Source organism: Rhodococcus sp. ACS1 (assembly GCF_002300155.1).
GTDB classification, from domain to species: domain Bacteria; phylum Actinomycetota; class Actinomycetes; order Mycobacteriales; family Mycobacteriaceae; genus Rhodococcus_F; species Rhodococcus_F koreensis.
Map to the genome: position 1 here is coordinate 372650 of NZ_NSDZ01000002.1, position 24737 is coordinate 397386.

At 67.7% G+C, this 24737-nt stretch carries 28 protein-coding genes; 13 read left to right on the plus strand and 15 right to left on the minus strand.

Going from position 1 to position 24737, the window contains the following annotated elements; all coding sequences use genetic code 11:
• Positions 1-4: 4 nt before the first annotated feature.
• Positions 5-925 carry a UTP--glucose-1-phosphate uridylyltransferase gene (locus CJ179_RS09035; RefSeq protein WP_072941172.1) on the minus strand — a complete coding sequence of 307 codons (921 nt, stop codon included), beginning with the start codon at positions 923-925 and terminating at the stop codon, positions 5-7.
• Positions 926-1030: 105 nt separating this feature from the next.
• Here CJ179_RS09035 and CJ179_RS09040 point away from each other — a divergent pair, with 105 nt between their 5' ends.
• The 4 genes from CJ179_RS09040 (at position 1031) to mscL (ending at position 3381) form a co-directional block, all read left to right on the plus strand.
• Entirely contained in the window at positions 1031-1630 is a 600-nt protein-coding gene (locus CJ179_RS09040) for a 5-formyltetrahydrofolate cyclo-ligase (protein WP_072941174.1), read from the plus strand.
• Between the two features lie 80 nt (positions 1631-1710).
• Positions 1711-2019: an FmdB family zinc ribbon protein gene (locus CJ179_RS09045; RefSeq protein ID WP_072941177.1), complete on the plus strand. Its 309-nt coding sequence runs from the start codon at positions 1711-1713 to the stop codon at positions 2017-2019.
• Positions 2020-2116: 97 nt separating this feature from the next.
• Complete coding sequence (locus CJ179_RS09050) at positions 2117-2830, plus strand: SAF domain-containing protein (protein ID WP_095861228.1); 714 nt, start codon at positions 2117-2119, stop codon at positions 2828-2830.
• Positions 2831-2913: 83 nt separating this feature from the next.
• Complete coding sequence (gene mscL, locus CJ179_RS09055) at positions 2914-3381, plus strand: large conductance mechanosensitive channel protein MscL (RefSeq protein ID WP_072941183.1); 468 nt, start codon at positions 2914-2916, stop codon at positions 3379-3381.
• Positions 3382-3449: 68 nt separating this feature from the next.
• Here the strand turns inward: mscL and CJ179_RS09060 are convergent, their stop codons facing one another.
• The 11 genes from CJ179_RS09060 to mrf all read right to left on the minus strand — a co-directional run bounded on the left by CJ179_RS09060 (position 3450) and on the right by mrf (position 13888).
• Entirely contained in the window at positions 3450-4133 is a 684-nt protein-coding gene (locus CJ179_RS09060) for an MspA family porin (protein ID WP_095861229.1), read from the minus strand.
• 72 nt (positions 4134-4205) lie between these two features.
• Positions 4206-4889 carry an MspA family porin gene (locus CJ179_RS09065; protein ID WP_095861230.1) on the minus strand — a complete coding sequence of 228 codons (684 nt, stop codon included), beginning with the start codon at positions 4887-4889 and terminating at the stop codon, positions 4206-4208.
• Positions 4890-5135: 246 nt separating this feature from the next.
• Complete coding sequence (locus tag CJ179_RS09070; protein WP_095861231.1) at positions 5136-5819, minus strand: MspA family porin; 684 nt, start codon at positions 5817-5819, stop codon at positions 5136-5138.
• Positions 5820-5891: 72 nt separating this feature from the next.
• Positions 5892-6575, minus strand: coding sequence for an MspA family porin (locus tag CJ179_RS09075; RefSeq protein WP_095861230.1), 684 nt, complete (start codon positions 6573-6575; stop codon positions 5892-5894).
• A 663-nt stretch (positions 6576-7238) separates the two neighbouring features.
• Positions 7239-7799, minus strand: a complete 561-nt coding sequence (locus CJ179_RS09085; RefSeq protein WP_072937287.1) for a molybdenum cofactor biosynthesis protein B — start codon at positions 7797-7799, stop codon at positions 7239-7241.
• Positions 7799-9292, minus strand: coding sequence for a S1C family serine protease (locus CJ179_RS09090; RefSeq protein ID WP_095861232.1), 1494 nt, complete (start codon positions 9290-9292; stop codon positions 7799-7801). The genes CJ179_RS09085 and CJ179_RS09090 overlap by 1 nt, the downstream gene beginning before the upstream one ends.
• Before the next feature lie 129 nt (positions 9293-9421).
• On the minus strand, positions 9422-10900 hold the full coding sequence (locus tag CJ179_RS09095; RefSeq protein WP_095861233.1) for a HAMP domain-containing sensor histidine kinase: 1479 nt from the start codon (positions 10898-10900) through the stop codon (positions 9422-9424).
• Positions 10900-11586, minus strand: coding sequence for a response regulator transcription factor (locus tag CJ179_RS09100; protein WP_095861234.1), 687 nt, complete (start codon positions 11584-11586; stop codon positions 10900-10902). Before CJ179_RS09100 ends, CJ179_RS09095 begins: the two co-directional genes overlap by 1 nt.
• Before the next feature lie 68 nt (positions 11587-11654).
• Positions 11655-12263: a trimeric intracellular cation channel family protein gene (locus CJ179_RS09105; protein ID WP_072937291.1), complete on the minus strand. Its 609-nt coding sequence runs from the start codon at positions 12261-12263 to the stop codon at positions 11655-11657.
• A 108-nt stretch (positions 12264-12371) separates the two neighbouring features.
• Positions 12372-12626, minus strand: coding sequence for a type B 50S ribosomal protein L31 (locus tag CJ179_RS09110; RefSeq protein ID WP_095861235.1), 255 nt, complete (start codon positions 12624-12626; stop codon positions 12372-12374).
• The gene (mrf, locus tag CJ179_RS09115) at positions 12623-13888 is read right to left on the minus strand and encodes a ribosome hibernation factor-recruiting GTPase MRF (protein WP_095861236.1); all 1266 of its coding nucleotides are present in this window, start codon (positions 13886-13888) and stop codon (positions 12623-12625) included. The genes CJ179_RS09110 and mrf overlap by 4 nt, the downstream gene beginning before the upstream one ends.
• A 97-nt stretch (positions 13889-13985) precedes the next feature.
• On the opposite strand from mrf, the gene rpmB reads away from it, so the two are divergent.
• From rpmB to rpsR, 4 genes are read left to right on the plus strand one after another with little or no spacing between them, the layout of a single operon-like run.
• Positions 13986-14222 (plus strand): 50S ribosomal protein L28, encoded by a 237-nt coding sequence (rpmB, locus tag CJ179_RS09120; RefSeq protein ID WP_072937293.1) that lies wholly within the window; start codon positions 13986-13988, stop codon positions 14220-14222.
• Entirely contained in the window at positions 14222-14389 is a 168-nt protein-coding gene (rpmG, locus tag CJ179_RS09125; protein WP_005238642.1) for a 50S ribosomal protein L33, read from the plus strand. The genes rpmB and rpmG overlap by 1 nt, the downstream gene beginning before the upstream one ends.
• A 12-nt stretch (positions 14390-14401) precedes the next feature.
• The gene (gene rpsN / locus CJ179_RS09130) at positions 14402-14707 is read left to right on the plus strand and encodes a 30S ribosomal protein S14 (protein ID WP_005259913.1); all 306 of its coding nucleotides are present in this window, start codon (positions 14402-14404) and stop codon (positions 14705-14707) included.
• A gap of 9 nt (positions 14708-14716) precedes the next feature.
• Positions 14717-14971: a 30S ribosomal protein S18 gene (gene rpsR, locus CJ179_RS09135; RefSeq protein WP_005238639.1), complete on the plus strand. Its 255-nt coding sequence runs from the start codon at positions 14717-14719 to the stop codon at positions 14969-14971.
• Between the two features lie 60 nt (positions 14972-15031).
• Here the strand turns inward: rpsR and CJ179_RS09140 are convergent, their stop codons facing one another.
• The 3 genes from CJ179_RS09140 to CJ179_RS09150 form a co-directional block, all read right to left on the minus strand.
• Positions 15032-15625, minus strand: a complete 594-nt coding sequence (locus CJ179_RS09140; protein ID WP_095861435.1) for a DUF305 domain-containing protein — start codon at positions 15623-15625, stop codon at positions 15032-15034.
• A gap of 71 nt (positions 15626-15696) precedes the next feature.
• Positions 15697-16086, minus strand: coding sequence for a DUF6153 family protein (locus tag CJ179_RS09145; protein ID WP_241031519.1), 390 nt, complete (start codon positions 16084-16086; stop codon positions 15697-15699).
• Between the two features lie 134 nt (positions 16087-16220).
• Positions 16221-17273, minus strand: coding sequence for a serine hydrolase (locus CJ179_RS09150; protein ID WP_072937297.1), 1053 nt, complete (start codon positions 17271-17273; stop codon positions 16221-16223).
• A 141-nt stretch (positions 17274-17414) separates the two neighbouring features.
• Between CJ179_RS09150 and CJ179_RS09155 the strand changes: the two genes are divergently transcribed.
• The 5 genes from CJ179_RS09155 (at position 17415) to CJ179_RS09175 (ending at position 24735) form a co-directional block, all read left to right on the plus strand.
• Positions 17415-18344, plus strand: coding sequence for an AEC family transporter (locus CJ179_RS09155; protein WP_072937418.1), 930 nt, complete (start codon positions 17415-17417; stop codon positions 18342-18344).
• 14 nt (positions 18345-18358) lie between these two features.
• Entirely contained in the window at positions 18359-18823 is a 465-nt protein-coding gene (locus CJ179_RS09160; protein ID WP_072937298.1) for a hypothetical protein, read from the plus strand.
• A 1-nt stretch (position 18824) separates the two neighbouring features.
• The gene (locus CJ179_RS09165; RefSeq protein ID WP_072937299.1) at positions 18825-19988 is read left to right on the plus strand and encodes an MFS transporter; all 1164 of its coding nucleotides are present in this window, start codon (positions 18825-18827) and stop codon (positions 19986-19988) included.
• 149 nt (positions 19989-20137) lie between these two features.
• Positions 20138-23320 carry an NAD-glutamate dehydrogenase domain-containing protein gene (locus CJ179_RS09170; protein ID WP_095861238.1) on the plus strand — a complete coding sequence of 1061 codons (3183 nt, stop codon included), beginning with the start codon at positions 20138-20140 and terminating at the stop codon, positions 23318-23320.
• Positions 23321-23373: 53 nt separating this feature from the next.
• On the plus strand, positions 23374-24735 hold the full coding sequence (locus CJ179_RS09175) for an NAD(P)/FAD-dependent oxidoreductase (RefSeq protein WP_095861239.1): 1362 nt from the start codon (positions 23374-23376) through the stop codon (positions 24733-24735).
• Positions 24736-24737: the final 2 nt, after the last annotated feature.

Here is a 24737-nt window from a genome sequence, read left to right on the forward strand (position 1 = left end):
GCTTCTAGGATTCCGTCCGCTTCAATCGGTCGATCAACCATTCGCGCAACGACGGGCCGTACTCTTCCATGTCCAACGCAAAGTCAACCGCAGCGCGGAGGTAGCCGCCGGGATTTCCGAGATCGTGTCTCGTGCCCCGGTGCACGACGACGTGAACGGGGTGGCCTTCCTTGATGAGGAGGGCGATGGCGTCGGTGAGCTGGAGCTCGCCACCGGCGCCGGGTTCGATTCGCCGCAGCGCGTCGAAGATCGCGCGGTCGAGGAGGTAGCGACCTGCGGCCGCGAACGTGGACGGGGCGTCCTCGATGGCCGGCTTCTCGACCATGCCGGTGACCTTGAGGACGTCGGGGTTGACGGCGTCGGGCACCGTCTCGACCTCGAAGACGCCGTACGCGCTCACCTGGTCCTTGGGGACGTCGATGGCGCAGAGCACGGTGCCGCCGCGCTTGCGGCGGACCCGGGACATCGTCTCGAGCACGCCGCGCGGCATCACGAGGTCGTCCGGGAGAAGCACCGCGATGGCGTCCTCGTCGTCGTCGAGGACCGACTCCGCGCAGCCGACCGCGTGGCCGAGGCCGAGGGGCTGGTCCTGGACGACGGACTCCACCTCGAGCAAGCCGGGAGCCTTGCGCACCTTTTCGAGCAGGTGGTACTTGCCGCTGGCCTTTAGCTTGCTCTCGAGGACGAGGTCCTCGACGAAGTGGGCGACCACCCCGTCCTTACCGGGCGACGTGACGATCACGAGCCGGCCGGCACCCGAATCGGCGGCTTCTCCGGCCACGAGTTCGATACCCGGGGTATCCACGACCGGGAGCAGCTCTTTCGGCACGGTCTTGGTCGCGGGAAGGAATCGCGTCCCCATTCCCGCTGCGGGCACGACAGCCGTGCGAAAGGCGCTGGCGGTGTGCGGGGCGGCGTCTGTCATGCCCACACCTTAACTGTGCGGACCTACCAGTCAGTCACCAAGATCCTGTCAGCTACCTCCCGGAACCCGCCGGAGACGCTGCCGGGCCGGCTCTAAGGTTGGGGCATGCACGCACGAACGAAGGACGAGTGGCGGCGCCTGGTGCTCACCGGGCGGCGTGCGCTGACCCCGGAACGCCGCACCGCCGAGGACCAGGCAATTGTCGCGCTCGTCACACGTGAAGTCACCGGCGGATCGACCGTCTGCGCCTACGTCCCCACCGCGCTCGAGCCCGGGTCACTGGACTTTCTCGAAGCCCTCAGGCGGGTCGCCGGGCGCGTCCTCGTGCCGGTCACCCGCGGTCCCGGCCCGCTCCACTGGTCCGAGTTCACGGGCGCGGACGGTCTCGCCGCCGCGAGTTACGGCCTGCGCGAACCCACCGGACCGGTGCAGGAACCCAGCGAGATCCGTTCGGCCGACACCATTTTCGTTCCCGCCCTGGCCGTCGATCGACGGGGCGTGCGACTCGGCCGCGGCGCGGGCTTCTACGACCGGACCCTCGGGCTCGCCGCCCCCGGCGCGCGGCTGATCACGGTGGTCCGCGACGAGGAACTGGTGTCCGAACTGCCGGAGGATCCTCACGACGTACGTATGGGATGGGCTCTCACCCCCGGCTCGGGCCTCGTCGCGCTCGGTGGACAAGGGGGAACGTGCGCTCCGGAATAGTTCCCTGATTAGCGTTGTTGGCACTGTCGACTGTAGAGTGCTAAAACCTGCGGTTTGACTACACAGTGCGGAGGAACCCAGTGCCCACTTATTCATATGCGTGCACGGAATGCGACAACCGTTTCGACATCGTCCAGTCGTTCAGCGATAACTCCCTGACCGTCTGCCCCGCATGCTCGGGCAAGCTTCGCAAGCTGTTCAACTCCGTCGGCATCGTCTTCAAGGGCAGCGGTTTCTACCGCACCGACAGCCGTGGCACGTCCGGAGCGGCCAGCGAGCCGGCCAAGACCGATTCCGCTCCCGCTGCCAAGTCGGACAGTTCGTCGAAGGCCTCGTCCAGCTCGTCGAGCACCGCGACCGCCGCACCGGCCAAGGCTGCTGCCAGCTAGTTCTCGCGCGTCCGCGGGTTATCCACAACTTCTCGTCCATCCACAGGCGGGCCCGTTCGGCGTACCTACGGGCCTGCCGGTCTCCTAGCGTCGAACCATGTCGTTCGACCCTGCCCAGACCGGCCACAACCGGTCGAACCGCGCACACCGAAGCCTGAGCCCGTCGTGGGCCGACCGGCTGTCGGATCTCGCTCATCCAGGTTGGGCCCGCACCCTCGCCGCCAGGCGCGTCCTTGCCGCCGCACTCGTCTGCCTCGCGCTGGCCCTTCTCGCCCGCGGGGACCCCGGCTCCGCCCGCTCCGCGGTCGTGGTGGCGGCACGGGATCTGCCACCCGGTGTCGTCCTCACGGACGCCGACGTGGAACTGGTCGAGTTCGAGGCCGGGAGCCTGCCCGACGGAGCCGTCACCGCCGTTGCCGATGTCGACGGACGCACCCTCGCCGGACCGACCCGCGCCGGTGAAGCCCTCACCGACGTCCGGGTACTGGGACCGCGTCTGGCCGCTGCCGCAGCCGGGATCGACGACGCGCGGATCGTTCCCGTCCGGCTCGCCGACCCGGCCGTCACGGAACTCCTGCGTGAGGGTGATCGCGTCGACGTGCTCACGGTCGATCCCGGCACACCATCGGATCCGGACCGGCGGTCCGGCGCCACCGTCCTGGCGTCCCGCGCCGTCGTCGTGCTGGTGACACCGTCCGAGAACGGGCGTGACCAGCGCGAACGAGTGGTGATGCTGGCGCTTCCGGCCTCCGACGCCACCACGGTGGCCGCGGCATCCCTCACGAACGCGATCACCGTGACCTTTCAGTGACCCGCCACGCGGCGCCGCGCTGATCTAGGCTTTTCCGGGAGACAGTGCTGGATGACTTGCCACCCACTCGAGGAGACGTCGACATGCTCAAGGGATTCAAGGACTTCCTGCTCCGGGGAAACGTCCTCGACCTCGCCGTCGCGGTCGTAGTCGGAGCCGCGTTCACCGCCATCGTCACATCGTTCACCAACAACGTGATCAATCCGTTGATCGCCGTTGCGGGCGGCGCCAACGACCTGGGCTGGGGCTATCAGATCCTCGCCGACAACCCGGCCACCTTCATCAACATCGGTGCCGTCATCACGGCCGTGATCAACTTCGTGATCATCGCCGCGGTCGTGTACTTCATTCTCATTGTCCCGGCCAACGCCGCGAAGAAGCGTTTCATCACCGAACCCGCAGACAAGAAGGCAAGCGAGGCCGACCTGCTGATCCAGATCCGCGACATCCTCGAAGCGAGCCTCCAAACCGACGGGGCGGCAACGAGTTCCGACGGAGCGCACGCCATGCCCGCGGAGAAGGCTGCGAAGCTCGAGCAGACCCGCGAATAGCGTTTCGACGACTCCGGGCCCGTGCAGCAGGTGCTTGCACGGGCCCGGAGTCATGGGTGGAACGAATATCAGCCGATGCTGAAGGGCTGTCCCCACAGCGTGACGGTGCTGCTCACGTTGTCCGTCTCCACGGACACGTTCACGTACGACCGCGCCTGCGCGTAGCCGGCGCAGCCGCTCACGCCGAGGGTCGATTCGGCCCAGGTGACCGAGCCGTCGGTACCCTCGAAGCTGTTGTATGCCGAGTGCGACTCTCCGCCGTAGGCGTCGGCCGCCTCGAGGTCGAGGATGTCGACGCTGACCGCCTCACCGGGGCCGAGGGTTACGGCACCACTGCCGCTGGGCGTAACGGGAATGGACGTGGCGGCCCCGGTCACGAGGTCCGCGAGGTTCCCCGAGTCGACGCCCGCGCCGGCTTCTGCACCGAAGTCGACCTGGCACGCAAGCACGTAGCCGGGCTGGATGTCCGCACCGGTCGCTCCGGCGCCTTCCAGGTGAACTGCGGCCTTGCCGTTGACCCAGACGTTGCGGTGCAACGGCGTCGAACCCATCGACGGCGAAATGTTCGCACTCTCGTCCGTCAGGTTCACCGTCACCACGGTGCCGTCAGCCAACGTCTGCGTGATCGAACCACCGGGCAGCGGAATGAACGTATCGGCATTCGCCGCACCGACGGAGAAGAAGCCCATGGTCGCGGCAGCAGCGGCACCGACTGCCGCCAGACGCACACCGTTCTTACGGTTGATGATCATTGTTCCCTCTCAGGGATAGAAACCTCGCACACGCGAGAAAGTGGGTGGGAAGAACTGCGAAAGAGACCGAAATCAGCCGATGCTGAACGGCGCACCGTACAGAACGGTCTTCGAGTAGTCGTTACCCACGATCTCCACGACCGAGTACGACCGAGCCTGCGCGAATCCACCGCACTTCTGAACCTGCAGCTCCGCATCCTGGTACTGCAGCGCGTACACGCCGTCCTTCTTGATGTCCTTCGCCGCGATCGGCACGTACTTGACCTCACCCGAGTTCAACGGAACCGACAGCCCGAGGCTCGGCGTCAACGAAGACAGATCCGCAGAGAACGACGGGCTCGCCGACAGACCGGTGATGTCCACCTGGCAACCCACGATGTACCCGGTCGACACCCGCGAAACACCATGCGTCGTCGACGCATTCGTACCGTTGTAGGTACCCGCATTGTTCGTCGTGGCATTCGCGTCCGGAACCTCGGTGACCTCCTTGATGCCCTTGACATCAGCAGTCACAGTTCCCGACACCCACGCCACACGACCGGCGCCATTGGCAGCCAACGACGGCGACGACAGAGCGCTCTCCGCGGTACGCGTCACCGTCACATTCGGGCCGGCCTTCGAACCATCGGGCAGCGGGATGAAAGTATCCGCGCTCGCCGCACCAGTAGACATCAAACCGAGTGCAACAGCCGCAGCAGCACCCAGGCCTGCAATACGGGCGCCACGGCGCAGGCCGGACTTGCGGTTCTCGCTCATTCGTTCCCCTCATCAGGCGTAGCTGCTCCGACCTTCGGAGAAAGCCCAACCACCTAGTGACGGTCCAAAGTTAGAGCATTCGAGTCCGAAACGTAATATCCAGAAGGGCGCATTTACGTAAGCGTTACCGTACATAAAGGAGCGTTATTTGCGTGTAATAGCGCATCTTGAACGCCAAAAATCGGGGCGCGGGTATTCCCGCGCCCCGATTCCGGGGTATTTCCTACTTGTTTATGGAGAAGGCAATCAGCCGATGCTGAAAGGCTGTCCCCACAGGGTGACGTTGCTGCTCACGTTGTCGGTGCTGACCGCGACCTTGACGTAGCTGCGCGCCTGGGCGTAGCCGGCGCAGCCGCTCACGCCGAGGGTCGAGTCGGCCCAGGTGACCGAACCGGTCTTACCCGTGAACTTGTTGCCGCCGGAGTGCGACTCTCCGCCGTAGGCGTCCTTCTTCTCGAGGTCGAGAATGGTGACGTTCTTGGCCTGGCCGGGGCCCAGGGTGATGGCACCGTTGCTCTTGCCGGCCAACGGGCCGGACACAAGGTTGCCGCTCTCGTCATCGATGGTCATCTTGCTGCTGGCGCCGGCGTCACCCTTGGCGCCGAAGTCGACCTGGCAGGCGAGGATGTAACCGGGGGTGATGGTGGCACCCTTGGCGCCGGCACCGTCCAGCGTGACTGCGGCCTTGCCGTTGACCCAGACGTTGCGGTGCAACGGCGTCGAACCCATCGACGGCGAAATGTTCGCACTCTCGTCCGTCAGGTTCACCGTCACCACGGTGCCGTCAGCCAACGTCTGCGTGATCGAACCACCGGGCAGCGGAATGAACGTATCGGCATTCGCCGCACCGACGGAGAAGAAGCCCATGGTCGCGGCAGCAGCGGCACCGACTGCCGCCAGACGCACACCGTTCTTACGGTTGATGATCATTGTTCCCTCTCAGGGATAGAAACCTCGCACACGCGAGAAAGTGGGTGGGAAGAACTGCGAAAGAGACCGAAATCAGCCGATGCTGAACGGCGCACCGTACAGAACGGTCTTCGAGTAGTCGTTACCCACGATCTCCACGACCGAGTACGACCGAGCCTGCGCGAATCCACCGCACTTCTGAACCTGCAGCTCCGCATCCTGGTACTGCAGCGCGTACACGCCGTCCTTCTTGATGTCCTTCGCCGCGATCGGCACGTACTTGACCTCACCCGAGTTCAACGGAACCGACAGCCCGAGGCTCGGCGTCAACGAAGACAGATCCGCAGAGAACGACGGGCTCGCCGACAGACCGGTGATGTCCACCTGGCAACCCACGATGTACCCGGTCGACACCCGCGAAACACCATGCGTCGTCGACGCATTCGTACCGTTGTAGGTACCCGCATTGTTCGTCGTGGCATTCGCGTCCGGAACCTCGGTGACCTCCTTGATGCCCTTGACATCAGCAGTCACAGTTCCCGACACCCACGCCACACGACCGGCGCCATTGGCAGCCAACGACGGCGACGACAGAGCGCTCTCCGCGGTACGCGTCACCGTCACATTCGGGCCGGCCTTCGAACCATCGGGCAGCGGGATGAAAGTATCCGCGCTCGCCGCACCAGTAGACATCAAACCGAGTGCAACAGCCGCAGCAGCACCCAGGCCTGCAATACGGGCGCCACGGCGCAGGCCGGACTTGCGGTTCTCGCTCATTCGTTCCCCTCATCAGGATTCGTGCAGGTTCCCAGCCCCGACGATCGAAGCTGAGGAGTGGTCCATTTCGGGCCCAGCGCAGTATTCGGAGCAAAGGTGTCCGCAGCGTTAACTACAGAAGTCCAGTTGCCCGAATTTCGACGCTAGAGACACACCTCACAAGGAGGCCGTCCGGGCGACGACGTGGCACCACGCCCCGCCCTCCATCTTCGTACTGACTCGTCAGGGACATTAACCTGCGCTAAGAACCTGAGCAACGTGATCAGCTCGTGACGCAATTGTGATGTGCCTCACAAAGTTGAAAACGAAACGTTACCTACGGGTAGCCCCGCTTTGGAATCGCGTGAATGAAAGCGGTCGTACCAGTGACTTTCCGAGCGCGAGTTTTTCCGTTACTGCAGACAACACTTAGATTCATCCAGATTTCAATCACGCATTCACCCATGGTGGGGAGGAACCTGACGCCGAAGCCACTCCTCGGACTCGTGGCGTCTGTCCACATACTGAGACGCCTCGTCGGGTTCGCGTTCGTCCGCGGTGGTGTCGGGGAAGACGTCCCCGAAGATGCGCTCGAGCCGGGCCCTGTCGATCGGGGCCCGGCTCGGAACTGCCTGCTCGTCGGGCTCGCTGTGCGAACCCGGCTCGTCGGAACGAGAAATCGTCTCAGCCTTCCAGACCGGACAATTCGGAAATCACGTGTGTCGCGAGCGGCGTCAGGGTGGCCATGCCGTCCCGGACCGCGGCGCGGGAGGACGCGAGGTTGACCACGAGTGTGCTGCCGGACACACCGGCGAGCCCGCGGGAGAGGCCGGCATCCAGTGAACCGGCGGCGAGACCCGAAGACCGGAGGGCCTCCGAAATTCCCGGAATCTCGCGGTCGAGGACCTCGGCGGTGACGTCGGGGGCGACGTCGCGCGGCGACACCCCGGTGCCGCCCACGGAGACGACGAGGTCGACGCCGCCGATGACGGCGGTGTTGAGCGCGTTGCGGATCTCCACCTCGTCGGCCGCCACCGCGACGATGGCGTCGACGATGAAGCCGGCCTCGTTCAGCAGTTCCGTCACGAGAGGCCCGATGGAGTCCTTGCCGTCACCGTGAGCGGTGCGGTCGTCGACGATTACCACCAGCGCGCGGCCGGCCAGCGAGGCTTCGATGTCCATGGTCCCTACCGTAGTGGCCCCGTTCAGAACGGACTCGACCTGCCCGAGAATCCCGGTGTTCATCAGCGGCCGCCCTGTTCGGCGGTTCCGAGCGTGACGTCGACGGTCTTGGAATTCGATCCGTTCCCGTCGGTGTAAGTGATGGACACGTTGTCTCCCGGTGCGTGTGAACGGATGGCGGCGATGAGCGCGTCGCCGCTGGTGATGACCCGGTCGTCGACCTTGGTGATCACCGACCCCTTCGGAATTCCCGCCTTCTCCGCCGGACTGCCCGACGTGACCTCGACGACGGTGGCACCGTTGGCGGCGTCCTGCGACGGGACCTGGATCCCGATGACGGCCTGGGTGGCCGTGCCCGTCTTGACCAACTCGTCCGCGATGCGCCGGGCCTGGTCGACCGGGATCGCGAAGCCGAGACCGATGGAGCCGCTCTGCTCGCCCCCGCCGGAACCGCCGATGCTCGCGATGGCGGTGTTGATGCCGATCAGCTGACCGTCCATGTTGACGAGGGCGCCGCCGGAGTTGCCCGGGTTGATCGCCGCATCCGTCTGCAGGGCGTCGATGACGGTGTTCTGGTTGCCGGACTCACCGCTGGTGGATACCGGGCGGTTGAGCGCCGAGATGATGCCCTCGGTGACGGTGCCGGCGAGACCGAGAGGCGAACCGATCGCGACGACCTGCTGTCCGACCTGCACGTTGCCCGAAGTGCCCAGCTCGATCGGCGTGAGGTCCGTCTTGCCGTCCACCTTGATGACCGCGAGGTCGGATACCGGGTCGGCGCCGACCAGCTTGGCGTCGGTCCTACTGCCGTCCGAGAAGGCGACCGTCAGCTTGCCGCCCTTGGCGGCCGCGCCCGCGACGTGATTGTTGGTGAGGATCATGCCGTCGGACGAGATGACGATGCCGGATCCCTCGCCACCCGAACCGCCTGCCGTCGCCACCTCGATCTGCACGACGCTCGGGACCACCTTGTTCGCGACCGCCTGCACCGACCCCGCCGGTGCATTCGCGGCCGGGGTCGCGGTGTTGTTCTTGGGGGCGTCGAGGGAGTTGGTCACCGCGGCGCCGCCGCCGTTTCGATCCGTTGCCAGGGAGCCCACGACGCCGCCGATGCCGCCGCTCACGAGAGCGAGCGCCACAGCGCCCACCACGATCGCCGTGCGCGCGGGACGCTTGGTCACCGTCGCCGTCGATCCCGCCCCTGCCTGGCCGGGCCCCTGCAGGCCGGGGAACGGCCCCTGAGGCGCCCCGGGCTGCCCGGCCGCGTGCTGGGCACCCGGATGCCCCGGAGCGCCGTGCTGGGGCTGCCCGAACTGCTGGGTGGGCTGGTGCGGCGCACCGTACGGGTTGCCCTGGGGGTACCCGGCGCCGTAGGCCTGCTGACCCGCCGGACCGCCCGCCGGGTTGTGCGGAGTGGTCGGGAACTGCTCGGTCGGGTGGTACCCCGGCGTCGGCGGCTGCGGCTGCGGGTGGGCCGGCTGGTCGGGGCGCCCGCCCCGGTCGCCACCGGCGTTCTCGCGGCTGTCGCCGTCGTGGCTGTTTCGATCCTCGGTCATCGCATCACTTCCATCTCCCGCGACCACCCGCAGGGGCAGTCGCACCGTCTCTGTCTACGAGAGTGCCCGGTGGGACTGAGAAGGTCCTGAGACCGGCCTTTGAGTTAGCCGAGACCTCGAGCTTCGAGCCTATTCCGCTTCGGGTTCACCCGGAAGGACGATGCGGATGAGCGCACCGCCCCGTTCGGAGACGTCCACCGCGATCGTGCCGCCGTGCTTGACCACCACCTGCCGGACGATCGCCAGCCCCAGCCCGGAGCCGGGCATCGAGCGCGACGCCGTGGACCGGTAGAAGCGGTCGAACACCAGCTCCCGATCCTCCTCCGGAATACCCGGGCCCGCGTCGTCGACCGTCAGCTCGAGAAGTCCGTCGCCTGCCGGTCGCATCGCCACCCGTACCTGCTCACCGGTGGGACTCCACTTCGCCGCGTTGTCGAGCACGTTGAGCACCGCCCGCGACAATCCCGCGTGGTCGCCGTAGACGAACCAGGGAACGGTGACGGCGGTGAAGTCGATCTCGTTACGCCGGCGGCGTGCCCGCTCGAGGCTCCGCTCCACCACTTCGCTGAGATCGACTCTCTCGAAGATGGTTTCCGGTGCGTCCTCACGGGCGAGGTCGACGAGGTCGCCCACCAGCTGCGAGAGTTCCTCGATCTGCGCCACCACGTCGGTGCGCAGTTCGGCCATGTCCTCGTCCGGAATATGCGGCGCGCCAGGACGACTCGACGCGATCAGCAACTCCATGTTGGTGCGCAACGAGGTGAGCGGCGTCCGCAGTTCGTGTCCGGCGTCGGCGACGAGCCGGCTCTGCCGCTCCCGCGATTCCGCGAGCGCCCTCAGCATCGTGTTGAAACTCTCGGTGAGCCGGGCGAGTTCGTCGTTGCCCGTCACCGGCATCGGCGTCAGATCGTCGGTCCGGGCCACCCGTTCCGTGGCGGCGGTGAGCCGGGCGATCGGACGCAGACCGGTGCGCCCCACCGTCGTTCCGGCGGCGGCCGCGAGGACCACCCCGCACCCGCCGACGATGAACAGGACCCAGGCCAGCCGGTCGAGCACCGCCCCCGTCGGCGCCAGCCGCTGGGCGATCACCAGCGTGCTGCCGTCCTGGGTGCGCTCGGCCAGCACCCGCTGGTTGTCCGCGGTGCGCAGGGACGTTTCCTGCTCGCCGCGCGCCACCGACAACTCCGGCTCGCCGATCGGCACATTGGAACCCGGTGGCGTGTACGTGTCGAGGTCCGGAAAGACCAGCGCCACACTGATGTCCGTCGTGTACAGCGTCGCGCCCGCGATGTAGCGCGGATCGAACGTCACGAGGTTGCTGTCGATCAGCGCCGACGCGCGGTTGCGCAACTGGTTGTCGACATCGGCGTACAGGGCCCGCGACACCACTGCGTACGCTGCGATCGCCATCACCGCCACCGCGATGGCCACCACGGACGCGGCGAGCAGCGTCACCCGCCACCGCAACGAGACCGACCGCGTCAACGGCATCGGAGGCCGCATCTCGGGCGGTAACGGGATCGGTCCTGTGGGGTGCCGCGAAATAGGGTGCGTGTCGTGCTTCGCCGACCCCGACTTGGGGGCAGTTCTGTGGAACGGAACAGCCATCACGGAGGAGTCTCCCGCAGCACGTAGCCGACCCCGCGGACGGTGTGCAGCAGGCGGGCTTCTCCGTCCGCCTCCGTCTTGCGGCGCAGATACCCGACGTAGACCTCGAGCGCGTTGCCGGACGTCGGGAAGTCGTAACCCCACACCTCCTCGAGGATGCGGCCACGGGTCAGCACCCGGCGTGGGTTTGCCATCAGCATCTCGAGGAGCGAGAACTCGGTGCGGGTGAGGCTGATGGACCGCTCGCCACGCGTCACCTCGCGGGTGACCGGATCGAGCGTGAGGTCCTCGAACGTCATCTTCTCCGAATCGATGCCCGGCTCCGGCGCGGCGCGGCGCAGCAGCGCACGCAACCGGGCCAGCAACTCCTCGAGGGCGAACGGTTTCGGCAGGTAGTCGTCGGCTCCGGCGTCCAGGCCCGACACCCGCTCCGACACGGAGTCGCGCGCGGTCAAGACGAGAATCGGCAGGTCGTCGCCGGTGCTCCGCAACCGGCGGCACACCTCGAGACCGTCCAGACGCGGCATCATCACATCGAGCACGAGCGCGTCGGGGCGCGCGTTCGCGACCTTCTCGAGAGCATCGATACCGTCGACGGCCAGTTCCACCGAGTACCCGTTGAAGCTGAGAGACCGCCGTAAGGACTCCCTCACGGCGCGATCGTCGTCGACCACCAGAATGCGCATACCCGACAGTTTGGCCCGATCAACTGAGATATGTCTGAGAAGGGGACCTCGACACGAGATGGCGCCCGTCACTCGAGGACGCGCGGACCCGGCAGCCCCCAGTTCCGCCACAACGCCACCAACCGCAGCGCGGATGCGAACACCGTCCCCACCACCAGCGCCACATCGGTACCCGAACCCCACTCGCTGACCGCGACGACCAGCGCCGAACCGAGCAGCGCCGGCACCGCGTAGAAGTCCCGCTGCAGCAGCAACGGGACCTCGTTCACCAGCACGTCGCGCAGGATGCCGCCGCCGATCGCCGCGGTGCCGCCGATGAGGCACGACGCCAGCGGACTCGCCCCGTGGTCGAGGGCGATCACCGCGCCCGTGCTCGCGAACAGCCCCATCCCCAGGGCGTCCAGCACCAGGATCTCCCGGCGGAGCCGCCCGACAGTCGAATGCAGGAAGAACACCAGCAACGACATCACGAACGACGTGCCGAGGTTCGGCCAGCTACCCAGCGACGTCGGCGGATGGATGCCCAGCAGGACGTCGCGGACGATGCCGCCACCGAGAGCGGTGAACACACCGACCACGCAGACACCGAAGATGTCGAGGCGCTTCGTCACCCCCACCAGGGCGCCCGACGCCGCGAACACCGCGATGCCCACCAGTTCCAGGATGTACAGCAGCACCCGCCAAGGTTCGCATGTGGCGTGTCACTTCCCGGCCGGGTCCACCAATCCCAGCTTCACGGCCTTCGACCCGTGAGTACTTGTTAACCGCGGGCGGTTAACAAGTACTCACGGGCGCTTGCGCACTCCGTACCGGCGCTCGAACTTCTCGACGCGGCCCGCGGTGTCCATCACGCGCTGCGCACCGGTCCAGAACGGGTGCGATTCGCTGGTCACGTCCACGACCACCAGTGGATGGGAATTACCGTCCTCCCACACGGCGGTGCGGTCGCTGGTCAGCGTCGACCGCGTGAGGAACGTGGTTCCGGTGCTCGCGTCCTGGAACACCACGGGGTGGTAGTCGGGATGGATTCCTGGTTTCATTCGTGTCCCTCTCTCGATTCGGGTTCTGCATAGGGTGATTCGCTGCTCTCGCAGGGATCTTCGTGGAACTGCCCGAACGGGTCGGGCCACGACTGCCATCCGGCTTCGTCCGCGAGTTCGTCGTCGGTGACGAGCGCCCACTGCAGGGTGCGGTCGATCTCGGTGGGGTCGGCGGCATGCACCAGCACCACCATCGACGTGTGCCGGTCGCCGAAGCGTTCGTCCCAGCACAGCGCTGCCATCGCACGACGCGCGACCCCGACCTGTTCCTGTTCCTCCGGGGTCATGGCGGCCAGCCAGCGGTCGGCGCTCGCCACCCGCAGTCCCCCACCGGCCGACTCGAGCCACAGCGCCTCGTCCGGCTGCGTCGCGACCCACACGCGTCCGCGCGAGGTGACGACGCCGTCGAGGAGCACGTCGACGGCCTCGTGCAGCCGCTCCGGATGGAACGGCCGGGTAGCGGTGAACTCGACGAGCATCACGCCGCAGTCGTGGGACAGCGGCGGCTGTCCGCGCAGCAGCGGTGAGTGGGCGTGGGACGGCTCACCGCGTCGCGCGCCGGCCGGGATGTCGAGGAGCAGTCGCTCGACGTCGAGGGTGTCCCCGCCCCAGCTGATCGGTGCGCCCGGTGCGAGCCGGGCCAGGACGGCGTGGAGCCGCGCCTGCTGCCAGCCGTCGCCGGCGCTGCCCGCCACCACGAGGGCGTCGGCGAAGTCCACCTGCCCGACCGCGACCTGCGCCACGGTGCGGTCGTCGTCCAGCGCGTCGTCGCCGGTTGCATCGGCCAGCCACGATCCCGCGTCGAGGCAGGTGACGACGCCGTCGACGCGCACGTCCCGCGACGCCGGACCGTCGATCTGCCCGACCACACCGGACACCGACACGTGCTCGACCGCCCAGCAGACGGCCTCGGGTTCGAGCCTGCGGTCGAGGTGCAGCACGATGCGCTGCACCGAACTGCGGGTGTGCAGGCGGCGGATCAGCGGCAGGAGGTCCTGACGCAGCGTGCAGGAGATGCAGCCGTGTGCCAGTTCGAGGATGTGGAGGCGCTCGCGCGGCGCCCCTGACTCCAGCGTGGTGACGGTGCGGCGCACGACGCCTTCGTGCAGGAGGTCGAGGTCGTGATGCACGACGACGGTGCCGTCGCGGAGCAGCGAGCGCGCCGCGTCCTCGGTGGGGCCGTTCCAGCCGGATACCAGGATCAGTGGCGTCCGGCCGTCGAGTATCTCGTTCACGAGCACCCTTTCGATAACGATTGTCATTACGTTGACGGAACGCTACATTGGAAACCCGCCGTTGTCGAAAATGATTGTCATCACCCTCTCGTCGAGTTGTCGCGAGAGGCAGAGAGGAACGCCCATGTCGGCGCACTGCCAGGTGACCGGACGCCAGCCAGGATTCGGCAAGTCCGTGTCGCACTCCCACAAGCGCACCAACCGGCGCTGGGATCCGAACATCCAGAAGAAGACGTATCTCCTACCCAGCGAGGGCAGGCGGATCACCCTCACGCTCTCCGCGAAGGGCATCAAGACCATCGACCGGGACGGCATCGACGCCGTCGTCGCCCGGATCCGGGCCCGCGGGGAGAAGATCTGATGGCCGCCCGCAACGAGATCCGCCCGATCGTGAAACTGAAGTCGACGGCGGGCACCGGATACACGTACGTGACCCGCAAGAACCGCCGCAACGACCCGGACCGTCTGGTGATGAAGAAGTACGACCCGGTCGTGCGGAAGCACGTCGATTTCCGAGAAGAGAAGTAGAAGACACCGCCCATGGCAAAGAAGTCGAAGATCGCGAAGAACGAGCAGCGCAAGATCGTCGTGGCGCGCTGGGCCGAGCGCCGCGCGGAGCTGAAGGAGACCATCCGCCGCCCGTCGAGCAGCGAAGACGAGCGCGCGGAGGCCCGGGCGGCACTGCAGCGTCTGCCCCGCGACGCGAGTCCGGTACGATTGCGCAATCGAGACGCTGCGGATGGACGTCCGCGCGGCCACCTGAGGAAGTTCGGGCTCTCTCGCGTGCGTGTTCGCGAGATGGCGCACCGCGGGGAGCTGCCAGGCGTCCACAAGTCGAGCTGGTAAAGGAAGAAGATGGCAGTCAAGAGAGCACCGTCGAAGAAGCCGCGTCCCGTCGAGGGCCGCAAGCCCAAGAAGAACCCGTTGTTCGCGGCCAAGATCGAGTACGTCGATTACAAGGACATCAACCTTCTGCGCACGTTCATCTCGGACCGCGGCAAGATCCGTAGCCGCCGCGTCACGGGCCTGACCCCGCAGCAGCAGCGTCAGGTTGCCGTCGCCGTGAAGAACGCTCGCGAGATGGCTCTGCTGCCCTTCACGAGCCGGTAACTCGCAAGGCACCGAAAAGGCCGCGTAATCCTCGGATTACGCGGCCTTTCGTCATTTCGGTCAGCCGAGCGCGGCCTGCATGTCGGTGATCTCCTTCTGCTGCGCGGTCACGATGTCGGCGGCCATCTGCTTCGCCTCCGGGTTCTCACCGTCGGCGAGTTCGGCATTCGCCATCTCGATCGCGCCCTTGTGGTGCTCGATCATCATGACCAGCCATTGCCGGTCGAATTCGGTGCCCGACAGTGCCGTCAGGGCACCCATCCGATCGGCCGACATCACGCCGTCGCCGTGGTCCGTGCTGCTGTGGTCCATGCCGGACATGTCGGACGCCGGAACCGGTTGTCCCCACTGCTGGAGCCAGTCGGTCATCCGGTCCATCTCCGGTTGCTGCGCCGCCTCGATCGCGGCGGCGAGAGTGACCACATCGGTGTTCTCGGTGCGGCCGACGACCAGGTCGGCCATCTCCACCGCCTGCGCGTGGTGCGGGTACATCCCGTTCAGGAACGCGATGTCGGCGTCGTTGAACCGTGCCTGCGAGTGGGCCACCGACGTCGTGGTCGTCGTCGAGGTGCCGGCCGAGTCGGTGCCGCACCCGGTCAGGACCAGAGCGGCGGCCGCCGCGGCGGAGATCAGGGCTGTGGTGGTGGTACGCATGAGGAACTCCTCGGGATCAATTCGGAAGTTTGACAGTCGGATCCGCCGGGGCACACGCCCCGGGCCCCCTGTCACACCCGCAGAATCGAGAGTTCCGCCAACGACAACACCGTCCACGGCGGTGGGCCACGACCCGACTGCACACGGTCGGCGCTCACCCGCGACCGTCGCGCCGCGGGATCCGCGGAGTGCCTCCACAGCAGCATCGCCGACGTCAGCGCGGCGATCACTACGATCACACCGGCACACTGGTGGCCGGTGAGATGGACTTGCCCGCAACCGTCCCCGCCGCATCCGTGGGGGTCCTCGTCGTGAGTCGCGGTGGCCGAGGGTTGTTCATGCACCGCGGCGATCGCGGTCGGCGCGATCAGGCTGTGCATGAGGAGCACCCCGGCGGCGACGGCGATCAGCAGCGCGGCACGCGCCACGACTGTGCGCCTCCGCCCGGTTGCCGTCTCCACAGCCCCACTGTAACCGGACATACCCGGCGGGGGTACCCAGGTGAGTGGCGATGCGTGCCCGAGGACACTGTGCCACTCACGTGCCCGGCGTCCCTCAGGTGAGCGGCAAAGTGTGCCCCGGCACGCTTTCGCACTCACATGGGGGTGTGCGCGAGGATCTCCAGGCCCTGCTGCTCGAGTCCGCCGATCGTGTCGGTGAGGATGACGAGCCCGCGGTCGTTCGCCCGGTCGAGCACGACGGTGCACTGGAAGCCGCCCGTCGCGCCGCCGTGCAGGGTGTAGTCCCGGCCTTCGAACGGGACGATCGACCACGTCAGCGCCCGGTAGCTGTCGCCGACCCACCGCGGGTCCATGGCCGTGCCGCCCGGGACCGTTCCGTCGAGCAGAGCCCGGACGTACGTCGACATGTCGTTCGCCGTGGACCGCAATCCACCGGCCGGCGCGTACGCGTCCAGCGGCCACGGGTCCTGCGACCGGTGCAGGACGTCGAATCCGCGAGTGACGTTCGCGGGCAGGTCGGCGGCGGTGAGCGGCATCCACGACTGCGACAGTCCGAGCGGGACGAGCATGCGATCGCGGAGCAGCGACGGGTAGTCGGTGTGCGCGGCCGCGGCCAGCGCCTGGCCGAGCAGCGCGAAGCCGACGGTCGAGTAGGAGTAGCTGCCGCGGGTCGTGAGCGGCGCCGACCGCAGTTGCTGCAGCAAGGTGTCCCGGTCGTAGGTGAACGGATTGGACGCGACAACCCAGTGCCCCACGGCGACCACGGTGTCGGTGCTCATCGGGAACTGCGCCAGCCCGGACGTGTGGGACGCCAACTCGAGTAGTGTCACGTCGCCGACCGGCGAGCCCTGTAGCGGCAGCACGTCCGCGACCTTCGTGTCCTCCCGCACCTCACCCCGGGCGACGGCGTCGACGAACAGTGCCGCGGTGAACGTCTTGGTGACGGAACCGATCTCGTAGTCGGTGTCCTCGGTGGCCCCGAAGTTCGCGAATCGGGTGCCGGAGGCATCGATGTACGCGACGCTCGCGTTCTCGCGGTAGCTGCGTCCGAGGACCTGCCCGGCGAGCGCGATCAGAGCCGGATCCCCGCTCGACGGCGGGGCCAGCGCCGACGCCACGGGAGCGGCGCCCCAGGCGAGGGTCCACGCACAGAACAGCGCGCAGAGAACGGTCGTACGACGCAGCATTTCGACTCCTCGGGCGCGACGGAACGCGCACACAGACGATGCCCCCGACCGGAGGCTATTGTCACCCACCCGAACGCCTGGCACTAGACTTCGGAAGGTTTGCCGACAGGAGGCTTACCTGTCGAGGAGGTGCCCCGCAGCGTGTCGGGAGTGGTTGCGGGATTCACCGTCATATTCGTGATCATCGCGATCGGCTACATTCTCGGCCGACGCGGGACGCTGGGTGCGGAGGGCGAATCCGTCCTGGGCAGGCTGGTGTTCTTCGTCGCCACACCGGCGCTGCTGTTCGATTCGCTCGCATCGTCCGACCTCTCCGTGATCTTCTCGCCCACTCTGGCCGTCGCGGCTGCCACTGCATTGACGGTCGGCGCACTGTACATGGTCGTCGCGAAGCTGTGGCTACACAGGTCCCTTCCGGAACTAACGATCGGCGCGCTGTCGTCGTCGTATGTGAACTCCGCGAATCTGGGCATTCCCATCGCGGTCTTCGTCCTCGGCGACGCCTCGTTCGTGGCGCCGCTGCTGCTGTTCCAGATCATCGCGTACTCCCCCATCGCGCTCACCATCCTCGACGTCACCACGCTCCGGCGGGGCGCGTCGCGACTCGATACGATCACCGCGCCGTTCAAGAACCCGATCGTCGTCGCGGGCGCGGCGGGACTGTTGATCGCCCTACTCGGCTGGACACCGCCGGAAGCCCTGATGCAGCCGTTCCGGCTCATCGGTGGCGCGTCCGTACCGGGTGCGCTGCTCGCGTTCGGCATCTCGCTGTACGGGGTGCGGGTGCTGGAGAAGGGGACGAGTCCGCGTCGCGACGTCGCACTGGCGTCGGTACTCAAGATCGTCGTGCAACCGGTGCTGGCCTATGTGATGGCGCGCTATCTGCTCGGGCTGGGCGGCCACGAACTGTTCGCCATCGTGGTGGTGGCAACGCTGCCGACGGCGCAGAACGTCTTCGTCTACGCCAGCCGGTACGGGGTGGGAACGGTGATGGCCCGGGACACCGCATTCGTCACGACTCTGGCGGCGATTCCGGGGATTGCGCTGGTCTCCGGCCTGCTCGCGGGATGAGGTTACCGTGGCTTATGCGCGTAATCGCCCTCGCAGTGCTGGCCTGCCTCGCCGTCGCCGGATGCGGGTCCGGTTCGAGCACCGACGAACCGACGATTCCCCCGGAGATCGCGTCCGCAGTGGATCCCAGCCCGACCAATCCGTCGTCGGGGATGCCCATTCCCTCCGAAGTGCCCGGGGAGGACTTCGGCACCGTCTTCGAACCGCGTCCCGACATCGTCCGGGCGAATCCGACCCCGTTCGAGTCGTGGTCCCGCGCGGACGGAAACAAGGTGGCGATCCACTTCGTCACCGGAACCCCGGAGTGTTACGGCGCCGACGCGACGGTCACCGAGACCGACACCACCGTCACGATCTCGCTGCGCACCGGCACGCTCCCGGAGGCGGCCGACAAGATGTGCATCCTCGTCGCCGTGTTCGGCACCCTCGAGGTCCAGTTGCAGGGGCCGCTCGGAAATCGTCAGGTGATCAACGGTTGACCTGGTGAAGCACTGGTTCCTCAACGTCTGCATCGCCACTGCTCTCCTCCAGGCCGTCTATCACGCTGTCCGCGTTCTCGTCTCCTACCGCGTCCTCGCTCTCGGCGGCGACGCCGTGACGATCGGTGTCGTCACCGCGCTGTTCTCGCTGGCGCCGCTGCTCGTGGCCGTCCGGATCGGACGCGCCGTGGACCGCCGGCATGCGGCCGCGGTTCTGCGGACGGGTGTGCTGCTGACTTCCCTCGGCGTCCTGGTGATCGCCGTCAGCGGCGACCTGATCGTCCTCGGACTCGGGAACGTGATCCTCGGTTTCGGGCAGATCCTCGTGACCGTCGCCGGGCAGGGCTTCATCACGCTCCTCTCCCCGCCGGGTGAACTGGACCGCGGTTTCGCCGGATTGACGCTGGGCGTGTCGATCGGCCAGGCCGTCGGGGTACCGCTGGTCGGCGTGATCGCGGCCGGAAGCTCGGACGGCGGCGTCGTCGAGACCACCCTGGCGTTGACGGTGATGGGTGTGGTGGCGCTGGCCGCGGTCCCGTTCGCCTGGCCGATTCGCGAACGCCCGCAGCCGGCGGGACCACCGACGCCCGGCGACCGTCAGTCCGTGTTCAGCATGATCTCGACGACGGGGATGCGACCGGCCGTGTTCAGCAGCCTGATCGTGCTGGCGTCGGTCGACGTCGTCGTCGCGTACCTCCCCGTCCTCGGGCACGAGTTCGGTTTCAGCGTTCTCCTGGTGACGTTGCTGCTGACCGCGCGCACCGCGGCGTCGATCGTGTCGCGCGCCTTCCTGCCGTGGCTGCTCACTTGGGTGCCGCGGTCGAAACTGCTGGTCTCCGCGACGCTGTGCTCGGCGCTGCCCACCGCCCTGCTGCCGTTCGTCCCCCACCCCGCTGTGATGGCGCTGCTGCTCGTCGTCGCCGGATTCTTCTGGGGCATCGGCCAACCCCTGACCATGACGTGGGTGGCCGGGCTCGTCACCGCCGCCAACCGGGCCGCCGCGTTGTCGCTGCGACTGACCGGCAACCGACTCGGGCAGGTGCTGATTCCGCTGGCCGCGGGCGCCGCGGCAGGCGTCGCGGGGACGTCGTCGATCTTCGTGATCACCGGCGGTCTCCTCGGCACCGCGGCGGTGTCGACGTGGCGAGCTGTGAGTACTTCTTAACCGCCGGCGGTTAACAAGTACTCACGGGTGCCGAAACGTCGCGTCCACCGACACACGACGCTCCACTTCGTCGGATGTGGCGTGCGTCTCTCATCGACACACTGGTTCCCAGTCACGCGTTTGTCAGATCAGGGGTCAGGAGCCACACGATGAGCTATACCGGTGTCATTCCGAGCACGACCGACACACCCCGTCCACGCCCGGACGAGGCCGCCGTGTCGAGCGCGGTCCTGGCGTCCGGAGGTACCACCCCGCGGCTGCGTTTCGTCGACTCCGCGGACGCACAGCCCGAGCCGGCCGCCGTCATGGTGTGGCCGCAGGGCACCCCGCTGCTCGCGGAACTGGTCGCGTTGTTCGCCGACCTCGGGTTGCAGGTGGCGTCCCACGAACAGCTGCCCGAAGGCGAGCCCGGCGGCCCGCTGGTCCACCGTTTCGACTTCAGCACCGGCGACTTCGCCTGGGATGCCGCAACTCCCGGACTGCTCTCCGACGCGTTCGAGGCCGCGGCCGCCGGACATCTGGAGGTCGACGGTTTCACCCGCCTCGTCGCCGCCGCGAACCTGACGTGGACGGATGCCGTCCTGGTCCGGGCGGCGTGCCGGTACCTCCGGCAGGTGGGACTGGGGCTGTCGGAACCCAACATCGTCGCGATCCTGTTGCGGCACAGCGATTTCGTGCGCGGATTCCGCAACCTGTTCACCGCCCGCTTCGATCCCGCCCTCGCCGGCTCCGATCGTGAGAGCGCCGCGACGGACGCCGAGCGGGTGCTGCTCGCCGCGATCGACCGGACCGCGACGATGGACGAGGACCGGCTGCTCCGCGGACTGCTGTCGTTCACCTCGGCGGTGTTGCGCACCAACTGGTTCCGCCACGACCGCACGATCAGCGCCGCCCCCGCGGCCTTCAAGATCGACCCGTCGCTGTTGTCACTGTCCGCGGTCGTGACGCCGTACCGTGAGATCTTCGTGCACTCGCCGATCGTCGAGGGCAGCCACGTCCGCAGCGGCCCGGTGTCCCGCGGCGGCCTGCGCTGGTCGGACCGCAAGGACGACTTCCGCACCGAGGTCCTGGGTCTGATGAAGACGCAGCACGTGAAGAACTCGCTGATCGTCCCGATGGGCGCGAAGGGCGCGTTCGTGGTGCGCACCGAGACGACCCCGGACGCGGTCCGCGCGGCGTACACGAGTTTCATCGACGGACTGCTCGACGTCACCGACGACATCGTCGACGGCGAGGTCGTGCATCCCCGCGACACGGTGATCTACGACGAGTCCGACCCGTATCTGGTGGTGGCGGCCGACAAGGGCACGGCCCGGTTCTCGGATCTGGCCAACAGCATCGCGACGCGACGCGGGTTCTGGCTGGGTGACGCGTTCGCGTCCGGCGGGTCCGCCGGCTACGACCACAAGGCGATGGGCATCACGGCGCGCGGCGGATGGGTGTCGGTGCGCAGGCATTTCGCGGAGATGGGCAAGAACGTCGACACGGACGCGTTCACCGTGGTTGGCATCGGCGACATGTCCGGGGACGTGTTCGGCAACGGCATGCTGCTCAGCCGTGCCATCCGGTTGGTCGGCGCGTTCGACCACCGGCACATCTTCCTCGATCCCGAACCCGATTCGGAGGCGTCCTACCGCGAGCGCGAGCGCCTCGCAGCGGTGCCCGGCAGCAGCTGGGACGATTACGACCGCAGCCTCGTCTCGGCGGGTGGCGGTGTGTGGCCGCGGACGGCGAAGAAGATCCCGCTGTCGCCGCAGGTGCGTGAACGTCTCGGCGTGACCGCGACCGAACTCCCCCCGCACGAGGTGGTGAAGGCCCTGCTCACCGCGGACGTAGACCTGTTGTGGAACGGCGGAATCGGCACGTACGTGAAGGCGTCTGCCGAAGTCCACGCGGACGCCGCCGACCCGGCCAACGACGCCGTCCGGGTGGAGGCAAGCGACGTGCGCGCCGCGGTGATCGGCGAGGGCGGCAATCTCGGTCTCACCCAGCGCGCCCGCATCGAGTACGCGCTGAACGGCGGCCGGATCAACGCCGACTTCATCGACAACGCCACCGGCGTCGCGACGTCGGATCGGGAGGTGAACCTGAAGGTCGCGTTGGACGCCGCCGTCGCGGCGGGTGAGCTCCCCGCGGCGGAACGGAACACGCTGCTCGCCCGGGTTCAGGACGAGATCGGCGAATCGGTGCTCGCCGACGCCGCCGCCCAGACCCTCGCCATCAGCCTCGCCGAGGTCCACGCCCCGTTCCTGCTCGGACGCCACGAGCGGCTGATCGAGAACCTCGAGCGGGACGCCGGGATCAGCCGGGCGGCGGAGGTCCTGCCGTCGGCGGCGGAACTGTCGGCGCGCCACCGCGCGGGCCAGGGACTGGTGCGGCCGGAGATCGCCGTTCTGCTCGCGCAGTCGAAGAACCTCGTCGTCACCGAACTGCTCGCCTCCCCCGTGCTCGACTTCGCGGTGTTCGACGGTGTGCTCGCCGACTACTTCCCGGCCCCCATCCGCGAACGCGTCCCCCGTCAGATCAGCGGTCACCGGCTCGCCAGGGAGATCGTGGCAGTCATCGTGGCGGGCGACATGATCGACCGTGTCGGACCGGGCCTGATCCACCGACTGGAGGAGCGGCTCGGCGTCGGCACCCCCGAGATCACCGTCGCGTACGCGGTGGTGCGGCAGGTGTTCGACATCGATCGGCTGTGGAACGAGGTCCTCACGCTGCCCGGCGCATCGCACCGGACCCGGCTGAACCTGCACTTCGGCATCCAGGACCTGATCGAGCGCACCACGTCGTGGCTGCTGCGGCACCGCACCACGGGCACGGATGCGCAGGAGTTGATCGAGCGTTTCGCGAAGCCGGTCCAGGAACTCGCGGCCGCGCTGCCCCACCTCACCGGCGCACCGGCCCAGGACCTGGGCACGCTGCGGATCCTGGCGCAGGCCTTCGCCCTGGAGACCACCGCGCAGTCGCTGGACGTGCCGATCACCCAGGTGGCCGAGGCGTACCGCGAGTTCGGCCGCGTGGTGGGCCTCGACTGGCTGTCGGAACGGTTCTCCGTCGGCGAGACCGGGACCACCTACTGGGAGGCGATGGCGGGAGCCGTCCTCGTCGACAACCTCCAGGAGCACTGGCACGGCCTGATCGGGCTCGTCCTGCGCGGCGCCTCGCCCGCGACGACCGCCGCCGACGCCGTCACCCACTGGCTCACCGAACACACCACCGCCGCGGACCGCCTGGCACAGATGCTCGGCGAACTGCGCAGCCTCGACCGCGTGGACAACTCGAGCATCTGCGTCATCGACGCCGAACTGTCGCTCGCGCTGACCCGCTGCTGAACCCGAACCACCTTTCACGAACCGATCAGCACTTCAACCAAAGGAGCTCGAAAGTGCCTACTCTCCAACGTGATGTCGCCATCGTCGGCGCAGGCCCGTCCGGCCTGGCCGCAGCGACGGCGCTGCGTAAGGCGGGGTTGTCCGTCGCCGTCCTGGAGGCGCGCGACCGCGTCGGAGGCCGCACCTGGACCGACACCATCGACGGCGCGATGCTGGAGATCGGCGGTCAGTGGGTCTCCCCCGACCAGACGGCGCTGATCTCGCTGCTCGACGAACTCGGCCTGGAGACGTTCGACCGGTACCGCGAGGGCGAATCCGTCTACATCTCGGCCGCGGGCGACCGCACCCGCTACACCGGTGAGTCGTTCCCCGTCGACGAGACCACCCGCAAGGAGATGGACCGCCTGGTCCAGATCCTCGACGATCTCGCCGCGCAGATCGGGGCCGAGGAGCCGTGGGCGCATCCGCTGGCCCGTGAACTGGACACGATCTCGTTCAAGCACTGGCTGATCGAGCAGTCCGACGACGCCGAGGCTCGCGACAACATCGGCCTGTTCATCGCCGGCGGCATGCTGACCAAGCCCGCGCACTCGTTCTCCGCGCTGCAGGCGGTGCTGATGGCCGCGTCCGCCGGATCGTTCTCGCACCTGGTGGACGAGGACTTCATCCTCGACAAGCGGGTCATCGGCGGCATGCAGCAGGTGTCGATCCGGATGGCGGCCGCCCTCGGCGACGACGTCGTCCTGAACGCCCCCGTGCGTACCGTCCGGTGGAGCGAGGACGGCGCAGTCGTGCTGGCGGACGGGGACATTCGCGTGGAAGCGTCCCGCGTGATCCTCGCCGTCCCGCCGAACCTGTACTCCCGCATCTCGTACGACCCGCCGCTGCCGCGCCGCCAGCACCAGATGCACCAGCACCAGTCGCTGGGACTCGTCATCAAGGTGCACGCCGTGTACGAGACCCCGTTCTGGCGTGCGGACGGCCTGTCCGGCACCGGATTCGGCGCCTCCGAGGTCGTGCAGGAGGTGTACGACAACACCAACCACGAGGACACCCGCGGCACCCTTGTCGCGTTCGTGTCGGACGAGAAGGCCGACGCGATGTTCGCACTGAGCGAGGAAGAGCGCCGCGCCACCATCCTCGGCTCCCTCGCCCGCTACCTCGGGCCGAAGGCCGCCGAGCCGGTGGTGTACTACGAGTCCGACTGGGGCTCCGAGGAATGGACCCGGGGCGCGTACGCCGCGAGCTTCGACCTCGGTGGCCTGCACCGGTACGGCAAGGACACGCGGACGCCGGTCGGACCGTTCCACTTCTCCTGCTCGGACATCGCCGCCGAGGGCTACCAGCACGTGGACGGCGCCGTCCGGATGGGTCAGCGCACCGCCGCGGACATCGTCGCCCGCCTCGGAAAGTAGTC

Excerpts from the sequence above, each read along its gene's own strand:
- CJ179_RS09070 (WP_095861231.1), bottom strand. The coding sequence starts at position 5,819 with ATGATCATCAACCGTAAGAACGGTGTGCGTCTGGCGGCAGTCGGTGCC.
- CJ179_RS09050 (WP_095861228.1), top strand. The coding sequence starts at position 2,117 with ATGTCGTTCGACCCTGCCCAGACCGGCCACAACCGGTCGAACCGCGCA.
- CJ179_RS09075 (WP_095861230.1), bottom strand. The coding sequence starts at position 6,575 with ATGAGCGAGAACCGCAAGTCCGGCCTGCGCCGTGGCGCCCGTATTGCA.
- rpsN (WP_005259913.1), top strand. The coding sequence starts at position 14,402 with ATGGCAAAGAAGTCGAAGATCGCGAAGAACGAGCAGCGCAAGATCGTC.
- rpsR (WP_005238639.1), top strand. The coding sequence starts at position 14,717 with ATGGCAGTCAAGAGAGCACCGTCGAAGAAGCCGCGTCCCGTCGAGGGC.
- CJ179_RS09060 (WP_095861229.1), bottom strand. The coding sequence starts at position 4,133 with ATGATCATCAACCGTAAGAACGGTGTGCGTCTGGCGGCAGTCGGTGCC.
- CJ179_RS09090 (WP_095861232.1), bottom strand. The coding sequence starts at position 9,292 with ATGACCGAGGATCGAAACAGCCACGACGGCGACAGCCGCGAGAACGCC.
- CJ179_RS09170 (WP_095861238.1), top strand. The coding sequence starts at position 20,138 with ATGAGCTATACCGGTGTCATTCCGAGCACGACCGACACACCCCGTCCA.
- CJ179_RS09150 (WP_072937297.1), bottom strand. The coding sequence starts at position 17,273 with ATGCTGCGTCGTACGACCGTTCTCTGCGCGCTGTTCTGTGCGTGGACC.
- CJ179_RS09140 (WP_095861435.1), bottom strand. The coding sequence starts at position 15,625 with ATGCGTACCACCACCACAGCCCTGATCTCCGCCGCGGCGGCCGCCGCT.
- rpmB (WP_072937293.1), top strand. The coding sequence starts at position 13,986 with ATGTCGGCGCACTGCCAGGTGACCGGACGCCAGCCAGGATTCGGCAAG.
- CJ179_RS09065 (WP_095861230.1), bottom strand. The coding sequence starts at position 4,889 with ATGAGCGAGAACCGCAAGTCCGGCCTGCGCCGTGGCGCCCGTATTGCA.
- mrf (WP_095861236.1), bottom strand. The coding sequence starts at position 13,888 with ATGACAATCGTTATCGAAAGGGTGCTCGTGAACGAGATACTCGACGGC.
- CJ179_RS09100 (WP_095861234.1), bottom strand. The coding sequence starts at position 11,586 with ATGCGCATTCTGGTGGTCGACGACGATCGCGCCGTGAGGGAGTCCTTA.
- CJ179_RS09110 (WP_095861235.1), bottom strand. The coding sequence starts at position 12,626 with ATGAAACCAGGAATCCATCCCGACTACCACCCCGTGGTGTTCCAGGAC.
- CJ179_RS09035 (WP_072941172.1), bottom strand. The coding sequence starts at position 925 with ATGACAGACGCCGCCCCGCACACCGCCAGCGCCTTTCGCACGGCTGTC.
- CJ179_RS09040 (WP_072941174.1), top strand. The coding sequence starts at position 1,031 with ATGCACGCACGAACGAAGGACGAGTGGCGGCGCCTGGTGCTCACCGGG.
- mscL (WP_072941183.1), top strand. The coding sequence starts at position 2,914 with ATGCTCAAGGGATTCAAGGACTTCCTGCTCCGGGGAAACGTCCTCGAC.
- CJ179_RS09160 (WP_072937298.1), top strand. The coding sequence starts at position 18,359 with ATGCGCGTAATCGCCCTCGCAGTGCTGGCCTGCCTCGCCGTCGCCGGA.
- CJ179_RS09085 (WP_072937287.1), bottom strand. The coding sequence starts at position 7,799 with ATGAACACCGGGATTCTCGGGCAGGTCGAGTCCGTTCTGAACGGGGCC.
- CJ179_RS09095 (WP_095861233.1), bottom strand. The coding sequence starts at position 10,900 with ATGGCTGTTCCGTTCCACAGAACTGCCCCCAAGTCGGGGTCGGCGAAG.
- rpmG (WP_005238642.1), top strand. The coding sequence starts at position 14,222 with ATGGCCGCCCGCAACGAGATCCGCCCGATCGTGAAACTGAAGTCGACG.